19 protein-coding genes are annotated in these 20,938 nt (G+C 71.9%); 12 read left to right on the plus strand and 7 right to left on the minus strand.

Annotated elements, in window-relative coordinates; translation table 11 throughout:
• Window positions 1-122 precede the first annotated feature (122 nt).
• Window positions 123-728: an NADPH-dependent FMN reductase gene (locus ACF08N_RS01130; RefSeq protein WP_392322439.1), complete on the plus strand. Its 606-nt coding sequence runs from the start codon at window positions 123-125 to the stop codon at window positions 726-728.
• On the opposite strand, the gene ACF08N_RS01135 is transcribed toward ACF08N_RS01130, so the two are convergent.
• Entirely contained in the window at window positions 718-1,146 is a 429-nt protein-coding gene (locus ACF08N_RS01135; RefSeq protein WP_392322440.1) for a hypothetical protein, read from the minus strand. The genes ACF08N_RS01130 and ACF08N_RS01135 overlap by 11 nt on opposite strands.
• Window positions 1,146-2,348, minus strand: coding sequence for a molybdopterin-dependent oxidoreductase (locus ACF08N_RS01140; protein WP_392322441.1), 1,203 nt, complete (start codon window positions 2,346-2,348; stop codon window positions 1,146-1,148). Before ACF08N_RS01140 ends, ACF08N_RS01135 begins: the two co-directional genes overlap by 1 nt.
• 113 nt (window positions 2,349-2,461) lie before the next feature.
• Between ACF08N_RS01140 and ACF08N_RS01145 the strand changes: the two genes are divergently transcribed.
• The 4 genes from ACF08N_RS01145 to ACF08N_RS01160 are packed head-to-tail and all read left to right on the plus strand — an operon-like array spanning window position 2,462 to window position 8,308.
• Window positions 2,462-3,889: a glycosyltransferase 87 family protein gene (locus ACF08N_RS01145; RefSeq protein WP_392322442.1), complete on the plus strand. Its 1,428-nt coding sequence runs from the start codon at window positions 2,462-2,464 to the stop codon at window positions 3,887-3,889.
• Window positions 3,886-5,178, plus strand: coding sequence for an MFS transporter (locus ACF08N_RS01150; RefSeq protein ID WP_392322443.1), 1,293 nt, complete (start codon window positions 3,886-3,888; stop codon window positions 5,176-5,178). Before ACF08N_RS01145 ends, ACF08N_RS01150 begins: the two co-directional genes overlap by 4 nt.
• The gene (locus ACF08N_RS01155) at window positions 5,175-6,347 is read left to right on the plus strand and encodes an anhydro-N-acetylmuramic acid kinase (protein WP_392322444.1); all 1,173 of its coding nucleotides are present in this window, start codon (window positions 5,175-5,177) and stop codon (window positions 6,345-6,347) included. Before ACF08N_RS01150 ends, ACF08N_RS01155 begins: the two co-directional genes overlap by 4 nt.
• 23 nt (window positions 6,348-6,370) lie before the next feature.
• On the plus strand, window positions 6,371-8,308 hold the full coding sequence (locus ACF08N_RS01160) for a M64 family metallopeptidase (protein ID WP_392322445.1): 1,938 nt from the start codon (window positions 6,371-6,373) through the stop codon (window positions 8,306-8,308).
• On the opposite strand, the gene ACF08N_RS01165 is transcribed toward ACF08N_RS01160, so the two are convergent.
• Window positions 8,301-8,537, minus strand: a complete 237-nt coding sequence (locus ACF08N_RS01165) for a DUF397 domain-containing protein (protein WP_392322446.1) — start codon at window positions 8,535-8,537, stop codon at window positions 8,301-8,303. The genes ACF08N_RS01160 and ACF08N_RS01165 overlap by 8 nt on opposite strands.
• Entirely contained in the window at window positions 8,538-9,398 is an 861-nt protein-coding gene (locus tag ACF08N_RS01170; protein WP_392322447.1) for a helix-turn-helix domain-containing protein, read from the minus strand.
• Window positions 9,399-9,525: 127 nt separating this feature from the next.
• On the opposite strand from ACF08N_RS01170, the gene ACF08N_RS01175 reads away from it, so the two are divergent.
• The 3 genes from ACF08N_RS01175 to ACF08N_RS01185 are packed head-to-tail and all read left to right on the plus strand — an operon-like array spanning window position 9,526 to window position 10,806.
• A complete protein-coding gene (locus ACF08N_RS01175; protein WP_392322448.1) occupies window positions 9,526-9,996 on the plus strand; it encodes an ATP-binding protein in 471 nt (156 codons plus the stop codon).
• The gene (locus tag ACF08N_RS01180) at window positions 9,990-10,469 is read left to right on the plus strand and encodes a hypothetical protein (RefSeq protein ID WP_392322449.1); all 480 of its coding nucleotides are present in this window, start codon (window positions 9,990-9,992) and stop codon (window positions 10,467-10,469) included. Before ACF08N_RS01175 ends, ACF08N_RS01180 begins: the two co-directional genes overlap by 7 nt.
• A 43-nt stretch (window positions 10,470-10,512) precedes the next feature.
• Window positions 10,513-10,806, plus strand: coding sequence for a hypothetical protein (locus ACF08N_RS01185; RefSeq protein ID WP_392322450.1), 294 nt, complete (start codon window positions 10,513-10,515; stop codon window positions 10,804-10,806).
• Between the two features lie 78 nt (window positions 10,807-10,884).
• Here the strand turns inward: ACF08N_RS01185 and ACF08N_RS01190 are convergent, their stop codons facing one another.
• The gene (locus ACF08N_RS01190) at window positions 10,885-11,802 is read right to left on the minus strand and encodes a transcriptional regulator (protein WP_392322451.1); all 918 of its coding nucleotides are present in this window, start codon (window positions 11,800-11,802) and stop codon (window positions 10,885-10,887) included.
• A 254-nt stretch (window positions 11,803-12,056) separates the two neighbouring features.
• Between ACF08N_RS01190 and ACF08N_RS01195 the strand changes: the two genes are divergently transcribed.
• The 4 genes from ACF08N_RS01195 (at window position 12,057) to ACF08N_RS01210 (ending at window position 15,929) form a co-directional block, all read left to right on the plus strand.
• Window positions 12,057-12,689: a helix-turn-helix domain-containing protein gene (locus tag ACF08N_RS01195; RefSeq protein WP_392322452.1), complete on the plus strand. Its 633-nt coding sequence runs from the start codon at window positions 12,057-12,059 to the stop codon at window positions 12,687-12,689.
• Between the two features lie 79 nt (window positions 12,690-12,768).
• On the plus strand, window positions 12,769-13,299 hold the full coding sequence (locus ACF08N_RS01200) for a toxin-antitoxin system, toxin component (protein WP_392322864.1): 531 nt from the start codon (window positions 12,769-12,771) through the stop codon (window positions 13,297-13,299).
• Between the two features lie 3 nt (window positions 13,300-13,302).
• Complete coding sequence (locus tag ACF08N_RS01205) at window positions 13,303-14,490, plus strand: MAB_1171c family putative transporter (protein ID WP_392322453.1); 1,188 nt, start codon at window positions 13,303-13,305, stop codon at window positions 14,488-14,490.
• Window positions 14,487-15,929 (plus strand): NAD(P)/FAD-dependent oxidoreductase, encoded by a 1,443-nt coding sequence (locus ACF08N_RS01210; protein ID WP_392322454.1) that lies wholly within the window; start codon window positions 14,487-14,489, stop codon window positions 15,927-15,929. The genes ACF08N_RS01205 and ACF08N_RS01210 overlap by 4 nt, the downstream gene beginning before the upstream one ends.
• A gap of 193 nt (window positions 15,930-16,122) precedes the next feature.
• Here the strand turns inward: ACF08N_RS01210 and ACF08N_RS01215 are convergent, their stop codons facing one another.
• Both ACF08N_RS01215 and ACF08N_RS01220 read right to left on the minus strand, forming a co-directional pair.
• On the minus strand, window positions 16,123-16,704 hold the full coding sequence (locus ACF08N_RS01215) for a two-component system response regulator (RefSeq protein WP_392322455.1): 582 nt from the start codon (window positions 16,702-16,704) through the stop codon (window positions 16,123-16,125).
• A complete protein-coding gene (locus tag ACF08N_RS01220) occupies window positions 16,701-20,858 on the minus strand; it encodes a HAMP domain-containing protein (protein ID WP_392322456.1) in 4,158 nt (1,385 codons plus the stop codon). The genes ACF08N_RS01215 and ACF08N_RS01220 overlap by 4 nt, the downstream gene beginning before the upstream one ends.
• Between the last annotated feature and the right edge of the window lie 80 nt (window positions 20,859-20,938).

A 20,938-nucleotide genomic window follows, 5' to 3' on the forward strand; every position in this document is an offset into this window, starting at 1 on the left:
CCCGCGGATCGTGGCCCTGTCACTACCAGCCTCGGCCCGGCCTTCCTGCTCCCCCGTCGGCCCGGCAGCGTGGTGTCCGCGCCGCTTCCGGCGCCGATACCGATCCGTACGAGGAGCTCCCCATGTCCGAGAACAACCTCCGTCTCGCCGTGCTCATCGGCAGCGTCCGCGAGGGCCGCTTCGGCCCGGTCGTCGCCCGGTGGTTCGCCGAACAGGCCGCCCAGCACGGCAGGTTCACCGTCGATGTGGTGGACCTGGCGGACATCACCCCACTGCCGTTGGAGCTGCCGGCCGTGCCGCCCGCCCTCCAGCCCGCGATGGACCGGCCCGCCGGAATGGCGGAGCTGACGCAGCGGCTCGAGGCGGCCGACGCGATCGTCGTCGTGACGCCGGACTACAACCGGAGCTTCCCCGCTTCCCTGAAGGCGGCCATCGACTGGCACTACACCGAGTGGCAGGCCAAGGCGATCGGCTTCGTCGGGTACAGCGGCGCGAGCGGCGGGCTGCTGGCCATCGAGCAGCTGCGGCAGGTGTTCAACGAGCTGCACGCGCACACGGTCCGCGACTACGTCAGCTTCCCGCGCTACTACGAGCTCTTCGCCCCCGACGGCACGCTGCGGGACCCCGAGGGCCCGAGCGGTGCGGCGAAGGTGCTGCTGGACCAGCTGGAGTGGTGGGCGACGGCCCTCGGCGAGGCGCGGCGGGCGCGGCCCCTGCTCACCGCCTGAGCCGGCGCCGGTGCCACCGGGGGCGGAGCCGGGCACGGCGGCGCCACAGCCACCGGCCGCCTCCGACAGCGGCCGTGAGCACGGCGACGGCCGCCAGGGTGAGCAGCCAGTTGCGCGGATAGTCCAGCGGCAGCGCCGACGGGTTGGTCGGCGCGCCGGGCCGCAGCAGCACCGGGAGGGCGACGAAGGTGAGGCACCCCGCCGTGATCAGCGCCCCGCGCAGCATCCCCCGTGCGGGCAGGCCCGCCAGGAGGAGGCCGATGCCGAGCACCACGGGGGCGATGATCCCGTCGTGGAGGACGATCGCTCCGGCCAGCCACAGGGCGACGTCGCGGAGTTGTCCGCCGCTCACCAGGAGCGACGCGCCGACGCCCATCAGGGTGAGGCCCACCGCTCCCGTCACCAGGCGCGCGCGCATCACAGCACCTCGATCCGGGTGACCCATTTGGTCTGGAGCACGCCGGGACGGTTGGGGGCGATGATGCGGGCGGGGTGGCCGTGGTCGAGGGAGAGGACCTGGCCGTTCAGGCGCAGGGCGAGCAGGGTGAGCGGGTCGTCGGCGTAGGACGCGCCCATCTCCATCACGCGCCAGGCGCCGCGGCGTTCCAGCGAGGTGACGCGCAGCGCCGCGCCGGGCGGGGCGCCGGCCCGCTCCAGCAGGTCCCGGACGCACACGCCGGTCCAGCGGGCGTCCTTGCTCCAGCCCTCGACACAGGCGATGGGCAGGGTGACGGTGTGCTGCGGCAGGGCGGCCAGCTCGTCGAGGGTCAGGGCGTAGGGGCGGGGGCCGGTCACGGTGAGCCGCCACTGCGCCACGGCGGGCCCCGTCACTCCGGCAGCGGCGGCGGTGCGGTTGACCGGCAGGCCCTGGGGCCCGTGGTCCGGGTGGCGCGGCGCGAGCAGGTCGAGGCGGCGCAGCGGCGTGAGCGACTGGCCGACAGTCGTCACGGTCACCGCGCCGACGGCCGCGGCCAGGCCGAGCATGAGCGAGCGCCGGTCGGGCCCCTCGGCCGGTGGCAGTTGGAGCGTGCCGGGTGAGCGCCGGGACCAGTGCGCCTTGATCTCGGGGTGTTTCACGGCGATGTGCAGGACGAGCGCGCCGGTCAGCAGCCAGGCGACGGCGAAGTGCACGGGCACGAAGGAGAACGGCCACGGATACCACTGGACGGTGTTGAGGAGCCCGGTCGTGAGCTGGAAGACGGACGCGGCGACCAGTACGGCCACCGACAGGCGCTCCAGTCCGTGACGTACGGACTTCAGGGGCGGCCACACGAACAGCCTCGGGTACACGGCCCACAGCTTCGCCAGCAGCAGCGGGATCGCGGCGGTCCCGCTCGCCACGTGCAGTCCCTGGGTGAGGCGGTAGCCCCAGGTGGGTCTGGTGGGCAGCACGTCGGCGAGCCATCCGGGCGGGTGCTGGAGGTAGTGGCTGATCAGGCCGGTCACGAAGCACACGGCGAAGGCGGCGCCCAGCCACCGGCCGATCGCGGTCGCCGTGCGGGCGTCGTGCAGGCGGCCGGAGAACGTCGGCAGCGGGGGCCGGGGCAGGCCCGGCCGGGGCAGTCGTCGGGGCAGGCCCCGGAGCCGTCCGGCGGCTGCTGCGACCGTGCGGATTCTCATGTCTCCATGAGACCGCCGCGAGGCCCTCGGCGGTGTGGTCCGACACCTTACGGAATGCGGACGTCGCGCCCCGCGTCCCGCTGTGGGCGCGCTCCGGCTGCCACGCTGAGCGGGTGATCACCAAGCGTGCCCTCCTCGCCGCCGCCCTGCTGGCGGCCCTGACCACGGCACTGGCCGTGACCGTGCTCCGGGGTGGTTTCGTGACCGATCCGGCCGGTCTGGCGTGGTGGTACGCCGGATGCTGGGTGCTGTTCGCCGCGGCGGTGGCCGCGGTGCGGCGGGCACCCGTGCGGCACGCGGTCGTGCTGGTCATGGTGGGCGGTGCCGCCGTCGCCGCGACCGGGCTGCTCGCCGAGCCGCGTACCAGCACCGACGCGTACCGCTACGCCTGGGACGGCAGGGTGCAGGCGGCCGGCGTCGCGCCGTACGACCACCCGCCGGCCGATCCGGCGCTCGCGCACCTGCGGGACGACTGGCTGTTCCCGTCGGGCGAGGCGTGCGGACTGCCCGAGCGGCGTCGTGTTCCGGGCCCCGAGGGCGAGAGGCACTGCACGCGGATCAACCGGCCGCAGGTGCACACGATCTATCCGCCGGTCGCGGAGGGCTGGTTCCTGCTGGTGCACGCGGTGTCGCCGGACGGGGCGCGGCACAAGGCGCTGCAGACCGGGGGCGCGCTCCTCGCGGTCGGCACGACGGCGGTGCTGGTGGCCGTCCTGCGCAGACGCGGTGGCGACCCGCGTCGGGCCGCGTACTGGGCGTGGTGTCCCGCGGTGCCGATGGAGGCGGTGAACAACGCCCATGTCGATGTCCTCGGTGTGCTGCTCGCGGTCGCCGGGCTCGGGGCCGTGGTCCGCCACCGGGTGGGCGGCGGTGTGCTGCTCGGCGCGGCGGTGGCCGTGAAGCTGCTGCCCGCGGTGGTGCTGCCGGGTGCGCTGTCGGGGGTGCGGCGGGTGCGGGACGCGGCGGCCGTGCTGCTGCCGGCCGCCGCGGTGGTGGCGGTGGCCTACCTGCCGTACGTCCTGTGGTCGCAAGGGTCGGTGCTGGGCTACCTGGGCGGCTACGCCGAGGAGGAGGGGTACGACGATCCCGGCTCCAACGGCCGGTACGCGCTGCTGCGGCTGGTGCTGCCGGACGCGTGGGCGCAGCCCGCCGTGGCGGTGGTCATGGCCGCGGTGGTCGCGTACGTGCTGTGGCGCGGTGATCCCGGACGTCCCTGGAGCGGGGCGCTGTTGGTGACGGGGACGGCGTTCCTGCTGACGACGCCGGGCTATTCGTGGTACGCCCTGCTACTGGTCGCGCTGGTGGCATTGGACGGGCGGTGGGAGTGGCTGGCGGTGGCGGCCGCGGGCGGGGCGCGCTATGTCGCGGGGCCGGCGGTGGGGGACGGGGACCTGGTGGGCAGCATCGCGTACGGGGCGGCGGCGCTGGTGGTGCTCGGCGGTGCGGCAATCCGCCGTGCGACGCACCGTCCCGGCTCTCCCGGATCGGACCGGGGCGGCGACGCGTTCGGGCGGGTCGCGGCGGGAAAAAAAAGGGAATGACGACCTCCGCCGAGCAGACCGTCCCGCCCGTCCGTTCCCGCCGCGCGCTGCTGGCCGGTTCGGTCGGCAACTTCGTGGAGTGGTACGAGTTCGGGGTCTACGGCTACTTCGCCACGATCATCGCCGCGAACTTCTTCACGCCCGAGGGTGGCAGCGACATCGAGGCCCTGGTGAAGACCTACGCGTCGTTCGCCCTGGCGTTCTTCTTCCGGCCGGTCGGCGCCGCGCTGTTCGGGCGGGTCGGCGACCGGATCGGACGCCGTCCGACCCTGATCCTGGTCATCGCGCTGATGACGCTGGCGACAACGGCGATCGGCCTGCTGCCCACGTATGCGACGGCCGGAGCCCTGGCTCCCTGGCTGCTGACGCTGCTGCGGGTCCTGCAAGGGCTGTCCGCGGGCGGCGAGTTCGGGGGCGCGGTGTCGCTGATGACCGAGTTCGCACCCGCGGGCAGGCGCGGCCTGTACGGGTCGTGGCAGTCGTTCACGGTGGCGCTGGGGCTGCTGGGCGGCGCGGGGGCCGCGGCGGTCCTGGCGACGGTGTTGTCCGAAGGTCAGTTGAACGACTGGGGCTGGCGGCTTCCGTTCCTGCTGACGCTGCCGCTCGGGGCGGTCGCGCTGTGGCTGCGGCTGCGCCTGGAGGAGACGCCGGTCTTCCGGCGGGTGGACGCGGAGCCGGTGCCGGCGCCGCCCGCCGCCGAGGTGGTCCGGGCGATCCTGCTGGGTGCCGGGCGGATCATGGGCTGGGCCGCCGCGGGCTACACGTTCCTGGTGGTGCTGCCCGCGTATCTGCAGTCCTCGCTGAACGCCTCGTTCCAGGAGGCGCTGGTCGCGACCGTTCTCGCCAATCTCGGCTTCGCCGCCTCGATCGTCCCGGCGGGCGCGCTCAGCGACCGGATCGGGCGCAGGGCGGTGATGCTGACCGGCGCGGTGCTCGTCGTGGTGCTGGCGCTGCCGCTGATCAACCTCCTGCAGGACGCGGGCACTTCGACGCCGCTGAAGGGCCTCGCGGTGTTCGCGGCGGGCGCGGTCGTCGGGCTGCTGGCCGGGCCGGGGCCCGCCATGCTCGCCGAGATGTTCCCGACGCAGGTCCGCTACACGGGTCTGGGTCTCGCCTACGCGCTGTCCAACGCCGTGTTCTCGGGCTGCGCCGGGCTCGTCATCACCGAATTGATCAAGAGGACGGACAACGTGGACATCCCCGCCTACTACGCTGCCGCGACGTGTGCGGTCAGTGTGTTCGCGCTGCTGAGCCTGCGCGGCGACGACCACCGCGGGCCGCTGCGGTGAGGGTCGTGGGCCTGATGTCGGGGACCTCGTACGACGCCGTCGACGCCGCCGCGGCCGACATCGGCCTCGACGGGGACACCCTGACCGTGACACCGCTCGGCATGGTCAGCGGTCACTACGACGACGAACTGCGGACGGCACTGGCGGGTGCCCTGCCGCCGGCGGCGACGACGCTCGGAGACGTCTGCCGCCTCGACACCCGTATCGGCCAGGCCCTCGCGGCGGTCGCCGTGCGGGCCGACCGTGAACTGTGCGACGGAACAGCGGAGTTGATCGCCTCGCACGGTCAGACCGTGCACCACTGGGTGGACGGCGGCACGGCCCTGGGCACACTGCAGCTGGGGCAGCCCGCGTGGATCGCGGAGGCGACGGGCCGCCCGGTCGTCTCCGACTTCCGGCCCCGGGACATCGCGGCAGGAGGGCAGGGCGCGCCGCTGGTGAGCCTGGTGGACGTGCTGTGGCTGCGGGGGCGGCCCGGCGTCCCGGTCGCGCTCAACCTGGGCGGGATCGCCAACGCCACCGCCGTTCCCCGCTCGGGTGATCCGGTCGCCTTCGACACGGGTCCGGCGAACGCCCTGCTGGACGCGGCCGTCACCGAACTGACCAGCGGCCGCCGGGCGTACGACGCGGACGGTGCGCTCGCCGCGGCCGGCCGGATCCACCGTCCGCTGCTGGAACGGCTGCTGGCGGAGCCGTACTACCGGCTGCCCGCGCCGAAGACCACCGGGAAGGAGCTGTTCCACGCCGGTCATCTGCGGGCCGCGCTTGCCGGGTTCGGCTCTCTCGCGCCCGAGGACGTGCTCGCAACGCTCACGCTCCTCACCGCCCGCACGGTCGCGGACGCGGTCCGTCCGCTGGGTGCGACCGAGGTGATCGCCTCCGGCGGCGGCACCCGCAATCCGGTCCTGATGGCGATGCTGCGCGCGGAACTGGCCGGGATCCGGCTGTGCACCTCGGACGAGCTGGGGCTGCCTTCGGTGGCGAAGGAGGCGTACGCGTTCGCCGTGCTGGGGTTCCTGACGGTGCACGGGCTGCCGGGGAGCCTGCCGTCGTGCACGGGGGCCCGGGCCGCGCGCGTGCTCGGTTCGGTCACACCGGGGAGCGGGCCGCTGCGTCTCCCGCCGCCCGAGAAGGATGTGGTCAACTCCCTCCTCTTTACCGTCCGTTGATCCCACGCGTACGCTGCATCACCATGACCACATCCGTCACACGGGTGCGCGCGGCGGGTCTCTTCGCGACCGCGGGCGCCGTTCTCGCCGCGTTGTTCCTCGGTACGGGCGCGCCCTCGGCAGCGGCGGACGCCGCGGCGACGACGGACGCGGTGACGGACGCGGCGACGGTCGTGCCGGTGCAGACGACGGGCCCCGCCGACAAGCGCTTCAATCTGGTGGTGCTCGGCGACGGCTACACGGCGGCGGAGCTGCCGGAGTTCCGCGCGGACGTCGAGACGCACCTCAACGTGCTGTGGTCGACGGAGCCGTTCGCCTCCTACCGCTCGTACATCAACGTGTGGGCCGTGGAGACCGCCTCCGCCGAGTCCGGTGTCGACTGCGACCCGAGCCTCGACGCCCCGCGCCGGGACACCGCGCTCGGCATGGGATTCTGGGGCGGCTGCAACGCGGACAGCGTGCAGCGGCTGCTGACCGTGGACAGCGGCGCGGCCACCGCCCTGGCCGATCTCGTACCGGGCACGGCGAGCGCCAACCGGCAGATCGTGGCCCTGGCCAACAGCGACACCTACGGCGGCGCGGGCGGCACCTACGCCACCGCGTCGGGCGGCAACGCCCTGTCCTCGCTGATCACGCCGCACGAGATCGGCCACTCGCTGGGCAAGCTCCAGGACGAGTACGACTACTACGCGCGCGGCGTGCCCGGCGGCACCTACAGCGGCGGCGAGCCGGAGTCGGCGCACCACACGCTGCTCACCGAGGACCAGATGCACGAGCAGCGCGCGAAGTGGTGGCGCTGGCTCGGCGAGGAGAGCGAGTCGGGCGGGGTCATCGGGCGCCACGAGGGCGGGATGTACAGCACGAAGGGCGTGTGGCGGCCCAGCAAGCACTCGATCATGAAGACCCTCGGGTACGCCTTCGACCAGGTCGAGCGCGAGGTGATGGTGCAGAAGATCTCGGCCAAGGTGAACCTCGTGCAGGGGCACACACCCGACGCCGCCCCGATCGGCGACGACCGGACGGTGTGGGTGGACACGCTGCACCCGGTCGGCGGTGAACTCCGCGTCGTATGGCGCCTGGACGGCGAGCGGCTGCGCGCGGTGGGTGACGCACGCACGGTGGACCTGCGGCGTCTGGACCTCGCGCCCGGCACGCATACGCTCACGGCGACGGTCACCGATCCCACGCCGTTCGTACGGGACCCGGCCGTCCGCGCGTCCGCCGCGCTGACGCGCACGGTGAGCTGGACGGTGGACACGTCGGTGGTGACCGCGCCGGACCAGGTGGCGGCGGCGTTCACGGACCACACCGCGACCGGGGCGCCCGTCGGCGCCGCTTCGGTGGTGTACGCCGAGACCACGCATCCCGCCGGCCGCCCGCTCGCGGTCCGCTGGGCGCTCGACGGCCGCCCCGTGGCCAATCCGGGCAACGACCGGGACCTGGACCTGGGCACCCTGCGCCTCGGGCCGGGCACCCATGAGCTGACGGCCCGTATCGCGGGCACGGACATCGCGGGCACGGACCAGGAACTCACCTGGACCGTGGACGCGTCGGCGGCCACGGCCGCGTACGAACTGTCCGAACCGCTGCGGACGGTCCACCGGCCGGGCCGGCCGGTGGAGTACGTCTACGACGGTCCCTTCACGATGGGGCTGACCGCCCGGGACGACCAGGACGGTTATGTGGTCCGGCAGTTCAGGGTCGACGGCGACGGATGGCAGACGTACTACGGCTGGCCCACCGACGCCGGCGCCCCTTACCGCTTCACCCCGCAGGGCACCGTGATCGACGATCTGGTGTACGGAAAGCTGGGCACGCCCCGGGTGGTGCCCTGGGACGACGCCACACCCGACTACGGCACCCACACCATCGAGTACCGCACGGTCGACGCGGCCGGGAACATCTCGTCCCCGAAGCGGTTCCTGGTGACGCTGCTGCCCCCGCGGCAGCAGGTCAGCTGACCAGGAAGTCGGCCTTGCCGGACTTCGCCCCCTGGATGAAGGCGGCGATCTCGTTGGTGGTGTAGATGAGCGCGGGACCGTCGGGGTCGGCGGACTGGCGGACCGCGACCCGGCCGTCGGCGAGCTTCATGGTCTCGACGCAGTTGCCGCCGTTCCCGCCGCTCCAGGGTTTGTGCCAGCCGTCCTCACCCAGCTCGGCGGCGGGCATGCCGTTGTATATGCGTTTCATTCACAGCTCCTTGCGGAGAGCATTCAGGATCTCCTTCGTGCGGTGTGCCGTCGCGGCCTGCGCCGCCATGCGGTCCATGACCTCCAGGTGCGTGGCGACCTCGGGGCGCGCGTCCAGATAGACGGCACCGGTCAGGTATTCGCTGTAGACCATGTCCGGGAGCTCGGGCATGGCGAACCGGAAGAGGACGAAGGGCCCGTAGGTGCCCGGGTGGTGCCCGCTCGCGAACTCGGCGATCTGCAGCGTCACATGGGGCAGCCGGGTGCTGTCGAGCAGCTTGTCGATCTGCTCCTTCATCACGCCGGGGCCGCCGACGGGCCTGCGCAGCACCGTCTCGTCCATGATCACCCACAGCCGGGGCGCGTCGGGCCGCGTGAGCAGCGCCTGACGCTCCATCCGCAGGGCGACGTGCCGCTCGATCTCCTCCGGATCGGTGTGGCCGATGGCTCCGCCGAGCATGATCGCCCGTGCGTAGTCCTCCGTTTGCAGCAGCCCGGGGACGAACTGCGGTTCATACGCACGGATGAGGCTTGCGGCGCCCTCCAGGCTGACGTACATGCTGAACCAGCCCGGCAGGACGTCGTGGAAACGCTGCCACCAGCCCGGCTTGTTGGCCTCCTCGGCCAGCTCCACGAATCCGCGGGCCTCCTCGTCGCCTATCCCGTACGCGCCGAGGAGCAGTTGGACATACGGAATCTTCAGCGCGACCTCGGCGGTCTCCATCCTGCGGATGGTGCCGGGGGCGACGCGGAGAATCTTCGCCGCTTCCTCGCGCTTGAGACCGGCGCGCTCCCGCAGATCCTGCAGGCGCTTGCCGAGGACGACCTGGCCCACCGTGGGGGCGGACCGCGGTTCACTCACTTCGTGACCTCCCCACGTGCGATGTTTGCGAGCAGTGTGCCACGGCGGTTCAACGATGAATATGCCCACTCTGCAATTTTCAGAGTGTCTATTGCCAACGTGACTGTTGCAGCGGGAGACTGGTCGTGTGAACCGTGACGCGCTCACCACCCCTCTCCTGGACGCGAGTCCGGACACCGCCACTTCCCGCTACGGCTTCGAGGTGCCGGCGCGCGTCGCATCCGTCTCCCGGGCGAGACGACTGGTGAGCGAGCGGCTCGGCCGCTGGGGCATCGACGGGGACACCCTCGACACGGCCCTCCTGATCGTCTCCGAACTGGTCACCAACGCGGTGGTGCACACCGACGGACATCTGGTCTCCTGTCAACTGCTGCTCGCCGACGGGAGGTTGCGCGTCACGGTGCAGGACCAGGGCTCTGCGCCGACCGGACCACGGGTCTGCCACGGTCTGGAGGAGGAGCGCGGGCGCGGCCTGCTGCTCGTCGAATCGCTCAGCACGGCCTGGGGGACGTACGACCGCGAGCACAGCGCAGGCCGTGCCGTATGGGCCGAACTTACCTGTTCCGACGGGCCGTTCACTGCCGAGTGGCCGTGCTGAAGAGCCTGGCGACGCTCCTGTCCCTGGGCGTGCGCCACGAACCGCCGCTTCCCGGGCCGCATCGGGGCCGGCAGCCGCAGCTCGTCCACCGGTGCCACCACCCGGAGGCCGGGCTCACCCGCCTCCGCCTGCCGGACACCGTCCCCGCCGCACTCGGCTGCGACGCCGTGGGCGTGCCGGCCCGCTTCGGGTTCCGCCTCCTCGGCCGCATGCCGCGCAACGGCTGCGTCTTCGCCGACAGCCAGTGGTGGTGGTGGATCGTTCCGGCCGGATCCGATCTCGACCTGCTGTGGCCGCTGCCCGCGCACTACGCCCGGGGCGCCCGGGTACCCGGCACCAGCCACCGGCTGATCCGCGGTCCGGACGGCGCGAGCCCCTACACACCGCCCATCCCCCTGTACCTGATGGCCTGCCAGCTGACCGGTACCGCACCGACCTGGCCCGCCGAGGTCGGCAGCGCACGGGGCGCATGATCCGGCGGACAGCGCGCGTCTCCCTGCGGATAGGCTTTCCGGCATGTCAGAAGCCAATACGAGCCCGGAGCGGCAGGGGCTCACACCACGCCAGGCCCGCCACGTACGCATAGCCCTCTCCGCGGGCATCATGATCGCGGTCGGTGCCGTCCTGGTCCTGCGTCTCGGCAGTACGCACTCGGTGCTCACCCTGGGCTTCTACGGCATGGCGCTGATCCTGTCCGGCAGCGCGCTCGTCCTCAGCCGAGCGGGCCGCACCCGCTGGGCCACGCTGGTGCTGGGCACCGGTGTCGCCGTGGCGATCGTCGCGGAGTGGGCCGTGGCCGCGATGCGCTGACACAAGCGCGAGCAGAGCCCCGATCAGGGCCCGAGCCGCCTCCCCAGCAGGGGCCCGCCCGGGAGTCGCGGGAGCCGCTCAGCCGCCGGAGACCGCGCGCAGGTGCGACCTGCCGCGGGGCACACCCGGCGCCGCCGAGCGGCTCTCGCGGAGCACCAGGGTGAGGCGGGTGTACCCCTTGTCCTGCAACGAGGCAGGGGTCTCGTCCACGACCCGGCAGTCGGTGCGGCCCCACCGCGGGTCGGGATGGTTCACCGGCCGCACGGCTCCGTCGTGGTGGATCGCCGCCGCGCCCACCGCCCGCATCCAGTGCGGCAGTCCGCACCGGTAGGCCGCGTCCATGATCGGGTCCATCGCGATGTCGTCACGAATGGCCGAAAGGCAGTCGTCCTCGCCGTCGCCCTCCAGAGCACCGGCGAGCTGCGCCATCAGCGGCAGGCACCAGCTGGTCTCGTGCTCGGCGAGCACAGTGGGCGCATCGGGGTGGAAGAGCGCGAAGCGCAGGAAGTTCTGGTGGGGCATCGCCGTGGGGTGCGGGCCCATGTTGCGGAACAGGGCGTCGAAGGCGGGGTTGGTGTGCACCACGTCCCAGCGCCGGTCGAACAGCAGGGAGGGCAGCGGCACGGCGTCCATCAGGGACGCGTAGTCGCGCAGGTACGCCTGGGTCGCCGGGTCGACGGGCTCCGCGGGACGCGTGGGCGACGAGGGCACCGGAGGGCGCACGGGAACGGGCGGGTGGAGCGGCCCGGAGGGGCGGGCGGGGGCGGGACTGCGGACCGGCCACGAGGGCGGAACGGGTCCAGAAGGCCGCAGCAGGGCACCCGGCTCGCGAGCGCTGTCGCGGTCGCCGTTGATCCAGCGCAGCCGGCCGCGCTGCGCGCTGTCCGTCTCCAGGGCGTCACCGAGTCTCTTCGTACGGGCGCTGCCGCGGGTGGTCGTGGCGCGGCCGGATCGTCCTTGCGCTCCGGGGCGCTCGACGCCCGCGTCGTACGTCATCGAGAACGCCACCTTTCCGAAGCTTCTCGAAGTCCTGCCAAGTCCCGCCGTGGCAGCCCCCTTTGGATCTTCATACTGCTTGGCGATCCTCTTACCGCCGAGCAACTATGTCAACTATCGTGGCATTCGGCGGCGTTGAACGCACGATTCCCGCCACAGCTGTGGCAAGACCTGGTTGCATTCACTCGAAGCGGTTAATCTCCCGGCAGCCCCTTGAGTGCGGGGCTGCCTCGCGTGATCTAGGAGACCTACTGGTGACGGACGGCTTCTCGGTTCCGGGTCCGGCCGCGGGCGACGCTCTGGCGGCATCGGTCGCCCGGGTGGCCGACCTCGCGGACAAGCTCGGAATCAGCCACGACGACGTCTTCGACGTCGACACGCTGTCCGAGGCCTCGGGCGTGCCGGCCGACGTGGTCCGCGCCCTGCTCGACGGGCGCCCGGCCGGCGAGACGGACCTCCAGGCGCGTTTCCTCCAGCGCTTCGACCTGCTGCGCAGGACCCGGCTCAAGCCCAACGGCCGCCGGTACACCCAGCAGGAGATCGCCGACGGCGCGGGCATGTCGCGCCAGCAGGCCGGGGCGCTGATCAACGGCGACCGCCGGCCCACCATGGAGCACTGCGACGCCATCCAGCGGTTCTTCAAGGTCCACGCGGGCTTCCTGACCGCCGACGACTCCGACGCGCTCGCCGGCGCGCTGCACGGCACCGAGCAGAGTCTGCTTCAGGACTTCGTCGGCGAAAGCGATCCGCTGGAGCGGCTGTTGCAGGACCATGGTGTGCGGGGCATTGCCTGGCGGGCGGCCCAGCTGCCCACCGACAAGCACCGGGACAAGGTCACGGAGTGGCTCGACATGCTCCTCGAGAGCGTCAAGCCGACGGACCCCTGATTTCCGGACAGGCTGGGGGTCAGGACGTGTCCCGACGGGTGCGCGCGGGGAGAGGAAAGCGGTGAGCATAGGCAAGGACATGCGTCGGCTGTGCGGCGAGCTGGTCGCCGGAATCGACCTGCCGGCGCCCGCCGCCCCCGCCGATCTCTACCGCGCGCTGTGCGACGGCATGAGCAGACACCGCGGCAGGCCGGTCCGTTACCGCATGGCCTCGTTCCCGCCCGGCACCGCGAGCGGTCTCTGGCTCGACATGGCGGAGCAGGACCTGATCGTCATCGAGGAGCGCACCGCCCCCGACCACCAACTCGTCATTCTCGGCCACGAGTTGTGGCACATGAAGGCCGGGCACTGCAGCCACCACGTCGAGGGCGCCGCCGTCGCGGCGCGCCTGCTCACCGACGAGGCCGATCTCCAGGCGACCGTGCTGAAGGTCGCCGCACGGTCCCGGTCCGACCAGGCGGAGGAGCGCGAGGCGGAGAGCTTCGGCCTGCTCCTCGGCAGCAAATGCCGTGCCTGGCTCGCCGGTCAGACCGGGCGCGGCCCGGTGCGCCGGGAATGTGTCGCCGGACGTATCGAGGCATCGCTGGGATACCGCGGGCCACAGGGCTGATGCGTGGACGGACCGGACTACTACATACCCGCCGCCGCCCTGGGCGTCGCACTGGCGTTCAAGCTGCCGGGGATGCTCCGCGACTGGCGTGACCCGCTGCTGCGCTCGGTGTGCGCGCTGCTCGTCCTCGCGGCCTGCACGTTCTTCTTCGCCGCGCCGCCCACCATCGCCGCGGTCAACCGCATCACCGGTGTCCCCAACTTCTCGGCCCCGCTGGTCTACTGCATCCTGACCGCGTTCAGCGCCTCCTGCCTGGTCCTGCTGGTCAACTGGCGCGGCGGTCCGCCGCAGGAGACGCGGCGGGTCTCGGCCCGCTGGGTCGTCGGCTACGGCGTCGCGGTCGTGCTCCTGATCGTCCTGTTCCTCCTCGGGGACGCACCCGAGGAGCGGCTGCGGGACCTCGACACGTACTACGCCACCACCCCGTACATCCGCGAGATGATCGTGCTGTACCTGATCGCGCACAGCGTGGCGGCCGTCGGCATGACGGCGCTGTGCTGGCGCTGGTCGCTCCAGGTGCGCGGCTGGCTGCGCGGCGGACTGGTGATCATCGTGTGCGGGTCGCTGTTCAACCTCGCGTACGGGGTGAGCAAGTTCTCCGCCGTCTTCGCCCGCTGGGCGGGTCACGACTGGGACGCGCTGAGCACCCTGGCCGCGCCGCCCCTCGCCTCCGTCGGTGCCCTGCTCAGCGCGATCGGCTTCATCCTGCCGCTCGTCGGTCAGCGGCTGTCCGACACCTGGCACGACTGGGCGGCCTACCGGCGGCTCGGCACACTGTGGCGGGAGCTGCGGGCCACCTCCGCCCCCGGCACGCCCACGGTACGGATCTCCTTCTTCTCGCCCGTCGAACTGCGGGTCACCCAGCGCGAGTCCGACATCCACGACGGTCTGCTGCAGCTCGACCCGTACTTCGACCGCGGGCTGCGGGCGAGCGCGTACGAGGAGGCTGTCGCGGCCGGCGCCGCGCCGCGCGAGGCACAGGCCGTCGCCGACGCCGCGATGGTCGCCGCCGCGCTCCGGGCTCGTGCGGCCGACCCGGAAGGCGAGATCATCAGCTCGGCCCAGGCCTACACGTCCGAGGCCGCGCAGGGACCGCGTGATCTGGTGCGCATGTCCCTGGCGCTGCGTCATTCACCCGTCGTCGCGGCAGTGCGCGTGCGCGCGGCCCGGTCAGAGAGCGGCACCCGATGAGCGATCCATTGAGAACCAGCCGGAGCGCGCCGCGCAGAGCGGTCGTGATCGGCGGCGGCCTGGCCGGCATGCTGGCGGCCGGCGTCCTGCGTCCCCACGTCGACGAGGTCACCGTCGTCGACCGCGACGCCCTGCCGGACGGGCCGCACGCCCGCAGGAGCCTGCCGCAGGCGCACCACGCGCACCTGCTGTGGTCGGGCGGGGCCCGGGCCGTCGAGAGCCTGCTGCCGGGGACCACGGAGCGCTGGCTCGCGGCGGGTGCCCGGCGCATCCCGCTGCCGACGGGGCTGGTGTCGATGTCGGCGCTGGGCTGGTTCCGCCGCTGGCCGGAGATGCAGTTCCTCATCGCCTGCAGCCGTGATCTGCTCGACTGGGTCATCCGCGAACAGGTCACCGCCCGGCCGGGGGTCACCGTGCTCCAGCGCACCGAACTGCTGGGCCTGGAGGGCGACGCGGCACGGGTCACGGGCGTACGGGTGCGCGGCACGGCAGGCGACGAACGGGTGCTCCGGGCCGACCTGGTCGTGGACGCCGGCGGACGCGGCTCGCGTGCGCCCGACTGGCTGCGGGCGCTCGGTGCCGACGAGGTGCGGGAGGAGAAGGTCGACTCGGGCCTCGCGTACGCCAGCCGTCTCTTCCGGGCACCCACGGGGTCCGCGGACTTCCCCGTCGTCAACGTGCAGGCGGACGCGCGCGAGGCCCGGCCGGGGCAGACCGCGACCATCGTGCCCATCGAGGGCGGGCGCTGGCTGGTGACCCTGTCCGGCACGCGCGGTGGCCAGCCCACCAGCGCGGCGGACGAGTTCGAGGACTTCGCCCGCTCGGTGCGCCACCCCGTCGTCGGCGAGCTGATCGCCCACGCCGAGCCGCTCACCGATGTCGTCGTCAACCGCAGCACGGTCAACCGGCGCCGCTACTACGAGAAGGCCGCCGCTCTCCCGGAGGGCTTCGTCGCGATCGGCGACGCGGTCGCCACCTACAACCCCGTCTACGGGCACGGCATGTCCGTGGCCGCGCAGGGCGTGCTGGCGCTGCGCAAGGCGCTCGCGGCCGGGGGCGTCGCCGCTCCGGGGCTCGCCCGCATCGTGCAGCGCGCGGTCGCCGGCCCGGTCTCCACGGCCTGGGACCTGGCCACCGGACAGGACATCCTCTATCCGGGCGCGATCGGGAGGGAGCCGGGCGCGAGCGCGCGGGTGCTGCGGCACTACGTGGACCGCCTGATGCTGACCGCGACCGGGCGGCCCCTCGTCACCAAGGCGCTGTTCGACGTGATGACCCTGTCCGCGCCGATCGCCTCGCTGCTGAGACCGGAGATCGCGCTGGCCGTGCTGCGCGGCCCGAAGCTGCCCCGGCTGCCGGGCCCGCCGCTGACGGCCGAGGAACTGCGCATCGCGAAGGAGCCGCGCGGGGAACGGGAGCCGGACGCGGCGGACGCGTGACGCCCGCGCGCGGGCGTTCAGGAGACCGGCTACGCCTTCGGGGCGCGGGCACCGGTCGGCGGAAGGAACGCGGGACGGCGACGGTGCTACACGCGTCTGCGGCTCGGGGCTTCGACTCCGGGTCCGCGCTCGGGGCGGCGGCTCGGGGCGTCGTCGGCGCGTGTGCCGCATGGGGAGGTCGACCGGACAGGCCCTAGCCGGTGGGGCCCGGCAGCAGGCTGTCCACGGAGCGTTCCACTGCGGCGATGCGGTCGGCGAGCCCGGCCGATTCCGCTCCCGGCCTGTTGCGCAGCAGCAGCTCGATCTGGGCGAGCCGTTCGGTGATCTCCGCGAGCCGGTCCGTGTCCCCCGCCGTCCCGCGCATCGCCAACTGGCGGGTCTTGCGGTGCAGATCGAGAAAGACATTGACCTTGGTGCGCAGTACCCAGGGGTCGATGGGTTTGGTGATGAAGTCGGCGGCGCCGATCGCGTATCCGCGATAGGCGTAGTCGGCGCCCGCCTCGGCCCCGGTCACGAGGATGACGGGTACGTCCTTGGTCTGGTCGAGGCGTTTGATGTTCGCGGCGGTCTCGAAGCCGTCCATGCCGGGCATACGGACGTCGAGGAGGACGACCGCGAACTCCTGGCGCAGCATGGCCTTCAGCGCTTCCTCGCCCGAGCGCGCGCGGACCAGGTGCTCGTGGAGGGGGCCGAGGACTGCTTCGAAGGCGATGAGGTTCTCCTCCATGTCGTCGACGATGAGGATGCTGCACTGGTCGGCCGGGCTGCTGCTCATGGCACGTCCCCTGACGGAGCGGCGGCGCCGTCGTCCGCGTCCGGTCGCACATCGGCGGCATCCGGGCCCTGTGCGCCCTGCGGGTCGAGCAGGTCGCAGATGACCGACAGGAGTCGATCGACGTTCACGGGCTTGGGAACGTAGTCGGAGGCACCGCTGTCGATCGCCTTCTCGCGGTCCCCGGGCATCGCCTTGGCGGTGAGCGCGATGATCGGCAGGTGGGCGAGACGGGGGGTGCCGCGGATCGTGCGGATGGTCTCGTATCCGTCCAGCTCGGGCATCATGATGTCCATCAGGACCAGGGACACGTCCGGGGACCGCTGCAGGACCTCCAGGCCCTCCCGGCCGTTCTCGGCGTACTTCACGGTGATACCGACGCGGCCCAGTACGTGGGTGAGGGCGAAGACGTTGCGGATGTCGTCGTCGACGATGAGGATGCGACGGCCTGCCAGTACGCGTCCGGGACGCCCGCTGAGCCATTCCTTGAGCCGTGTCGTCTCCGGCCAGGTGTCCTCGCGGCCTTCGGCGGTCCCCGTGATTCCGGTGCCCGCGAGATCGTGCTCGCTCAGGCGGTCCGGGACCAGGGCGCCCGGACTCGGGCTCGCCGTTGCGTCGAACACGTCCCCGGGCGACGCGTCCTGGGCAGCGACCGCCGGCGCCCGTGCCTCCAGGGGCAGCGTGGGGGGCAGAGCCGTGGTCCGCAGGTCCACCGGGCCCTGCGGAGTGAGGGCGCCGGGGTAGTGCGAGGGGATGTAGAGGGTGAACCGGGAGCCCACGCCGGGCTCGCTCTCGGCGACGATCTTGCCGCCGAGCATCCCGGCGATCTCCCGGCTGATGGACAGGCCGAGGCCGGTGCCGCCGTACTTGCGGTTGGTGGTGCCCTCGGACTGCCGGAACGCCTCGAAGATCACCGGCAGTTTGTCGGGTGCGATGCCGATCCCGGTGTCCTTGACGGCGAAGGCCATGACGGCTTCCGCGTTCCTCAGCGTCTCCTCCTCGAACTGCTCCCCCGGCACCCGGTCGACACGCAGCTCCACGCTGCCTGAGTGGGTGAACTTCACCGCGTTGGAGAGCAGATTGCGCAGCACCTGCTGGAGACGCTGCTCGTCGGAGTACAGCTCGGACGGTACGTTCTCGGCGACCGCGATCTCGAAGCCCAGACCACGGTCGATGGTGAGCGGCCGGAACGTGGCATGGACGTAGTCGAGCAGCTTGATCAGCGGCAGCGTCCTCGGACGCACGTCCATCCGGCCCGCCTCGATCTTCGACAGGTCGAGGATGTCGCTGATCAGTTGGAGCAGGTCCGAGCCCGAGCGGTGGATGGTGGTCGCGAACTGCACCTCCTGCTCGGAAAGGTGTCCGTCGGGGTTGTCGGCGAGCAGCTGGGCCAGGATCAGCAGCGAGTTGAGCGGAGTGCGCAGCTCGTGCGACATGTTCGCGAGGAACTCGGACTTGTACTGCGATGCTGTGGCGAGCAAGGCCGCCTTCTCCTCCAACTGGGCGTTGGAGCGCTGCAGTTCGTCCGACCGCTCACGCAGTTCGGAGGTGAGCCGCTGGGACTCCGACAGCAGGGACTCCGTGCGGGAGTTGGCGATGATCGTGTTGATCGAGACGCCTATCGTGTTGGCGAACTGGTCGATGAAGGCGAGGTGCACATCACTGAACTTGCTGAGCGAGGCCAGCTCGATCACACCGAGCACCTCGTCCTCGAAGAGGATCGGCAGAATGACGATACTGGCCGGGCTTGCCGTGCCGAGCCCGGAGTTGATGGTGATGTAGTCGGGCGGGGCGTCCGTGATGAGGATGCGCTGCTTCTCCTGCGCGGCCTGTGCGATCAGGCCGCGGCCCGGTGTGCCGGTGCCCGGCAGCGGTGTGCCGCCGCCGGCCTGGTCAGTGCCGTACCCGGCGATGTACTGGAGGCCCTCTCCGCGAGGCGCGCCCGCCTGGGCCAGGAAGAACGCCCCGAATTGCGCGTTCACCAGCGGTGTCAGTTCGCGCAGGATCAGGTCGGCGACCTCCACCAGGTCGCGGTGGCCCTGCATGAGGGCGGCCATGCGCGTGAGGTTGGACTCCAGCCAGTCCTTGGCCCGGGTGGTCTCGCGGAGGTTGGAGACCATGAGGTTGATGTTGTTCTTCAGCTCGGCGACCTCGCCCTGGGCCTCGACGGTGATGGCGCGGGACATGTCGCCCTGGGTGACCGCGCTGGCCACCTCCGCGATCGCGCGGACCTGGGTGGTGAGGTTCAGGGCGAGCTCGTTGACGTTGGTGGTCAGCCGCTTCCAGGTGCCGTAGACACCCTCGACACGGGCCTGACCGCCCAGTTGCCCCTCGCTGCCGACCTCGCGGGCGACGCGGGTGACCTCGGACGAGAACGAGGAGAGCGTGTCGACCATCGTGTTGATGGTCGTCTTCAGCCCCAGGATCTCGCCGCGGGCGTCCACGTCGATCTTCTTCGACAGGTCGCCCTGGGCGACAGCCGTGGCGACCTGGGCGATGTTGCGGACCTGCGAGGTCAGGTTGTCCGCCATGAAGTTGACGTTGTCCGTGAGGTCCTTCCACACCCCGGACACACCGCGGACCTGGGCCCGGCCGCCCAGCCGGCCCTCGGTGCCGACCTCGCGGGCCACCCTGGTGACCTCGTCCGCGAACGCGCGCAGCTGGTCGACCATCGTGTTCACGGTCTCCTTCAACTGAAGGATCTCGCCGCGCGCACCGACAGTGATCTTCTTCGACAGGTCGCCGTTGGCGACCGCCGTGGTCACCTGGGCGATGTTGCGGACCTGCGAGGTCAGGTTCAACGCCATGAAATTGACGTTGTCGGTCAGCTCCTTCCATACGCCCGAGACGCCGCGGACCTGGGCCTGTCCGCCCAGGTTGCCCTCGGTGCCGACCTCGCGCGCGACACGGGTGACCTCGTCCGCGAACGCCGACAGCTGGTCGACCATCGTGTTGATGGTCGACTTCAGCTCCAGGATCTCGCCCTTCGCCTCCACGGTGATCGTCTTGCCGAGGTCGCCCTGGGCGACGGCCGTGGCGACCTGGGCGATGTTGCGGACCTGCGAGGTCAGGTTGTCCGCCATGAAGTTGACGTTCTCGGTGAGGTCCTTCCACACCCCGGACACACCGCGGACCTGGGCCCGGCCACCGAGCCGGCCCTCGGTGCCGACCTCCCGGGCCACCCTGGTGACCTCGTCCGCGAACGCCGACAGCTGGTCGACCATCGTGTTCACGGTGTTCTTCAGCTGCAGGATCTCGCCCCGGGCGTCCACCGTGATCTTCTGGCTCAGGTCGCCGTTGGCGACGGCGGTGGTCACCTGGGCGATGTTGCGGACCTGGGCGGTCAGGTTCGACGCCATGAAGTTGACGTTGTCGGTGAGGTCCTTCCACACACCCGAGACGCCCGGCACCTGCGCCCGGCCGCCCAGCTGCCCCTCCGTGCCGACCTCCCGAGCCACCCTGGTGACCTCGTCCGCGAACGCGCGCAACTGGTCGACCATCGTGTTCACGGTGAGCTTCAGCTCCAGCAGCTCGCCGGTCGCCTCGACGGTGACCTGCCGGGTCAGGTCGCCGCGTGCGACCGCCGTGGTCACCACCGCGATGTCGCGCACCTGCGCGGTCAGCCGCGACGCCATCGTGTTGACGGCCTCGGTCACGTAGCGCCAGTCGCCGGTCAGGCCGTGCACCGTGGCCCGCCCGCCGAGACGGCCCTCGGTACCGACCTCCCGGGCGACGCGGGTCAATTCGCCGGTGAACAGCGACAGCTGCTCCACCATGCGGTTCACACCGCGTCCCAGACGCCGCAGATCGCCGCGGAGCTGGCGTTTGCCGTCGTGCAGCTCGACGCGCTGGGTCAGGTCGCCGTCCGCGACGGCATTGAGGACGCGCGTGGCGTTCACGACCGGGACGGCCAGTGCTTCCAGCAGCGTGTTGGCCGCATCCACGCTCGTGGTCCACGCCCCCTGCCCGGGACTCGCCGCGAGCCGCTCGTCCAGCCGCCCCTGGCGCACCACCTCGCGGCGCACCCGGTCCAGCTCCGAGGCCAGGTGCGCGTTCCGCGTGACGATCTGGTTGAACACCCCCGCCGTCTCGGCGAGCACTCCCTCGGGCAGATTGTCTACGCGTACGGTGAAGTCGCCGTCACACATCGAAGTCATGGCCGCGAGCAGTGGGCGCAATTCGGCCACGCGTACCCACTCGCCGTCCCGCGCGGAACCGGGCGGGCCAGGGGCTCCGG

The organism is Streptomyces sp. NPDC015127 (genome assembly GCF_043080095.1).
In the GTDB taxonomy this organism is placed as follows: domain Bacteria; phylum Actinomycetota; class Actinomycetes; order Streptomycetales; family Streptomycetaceae; genus Streptomyces.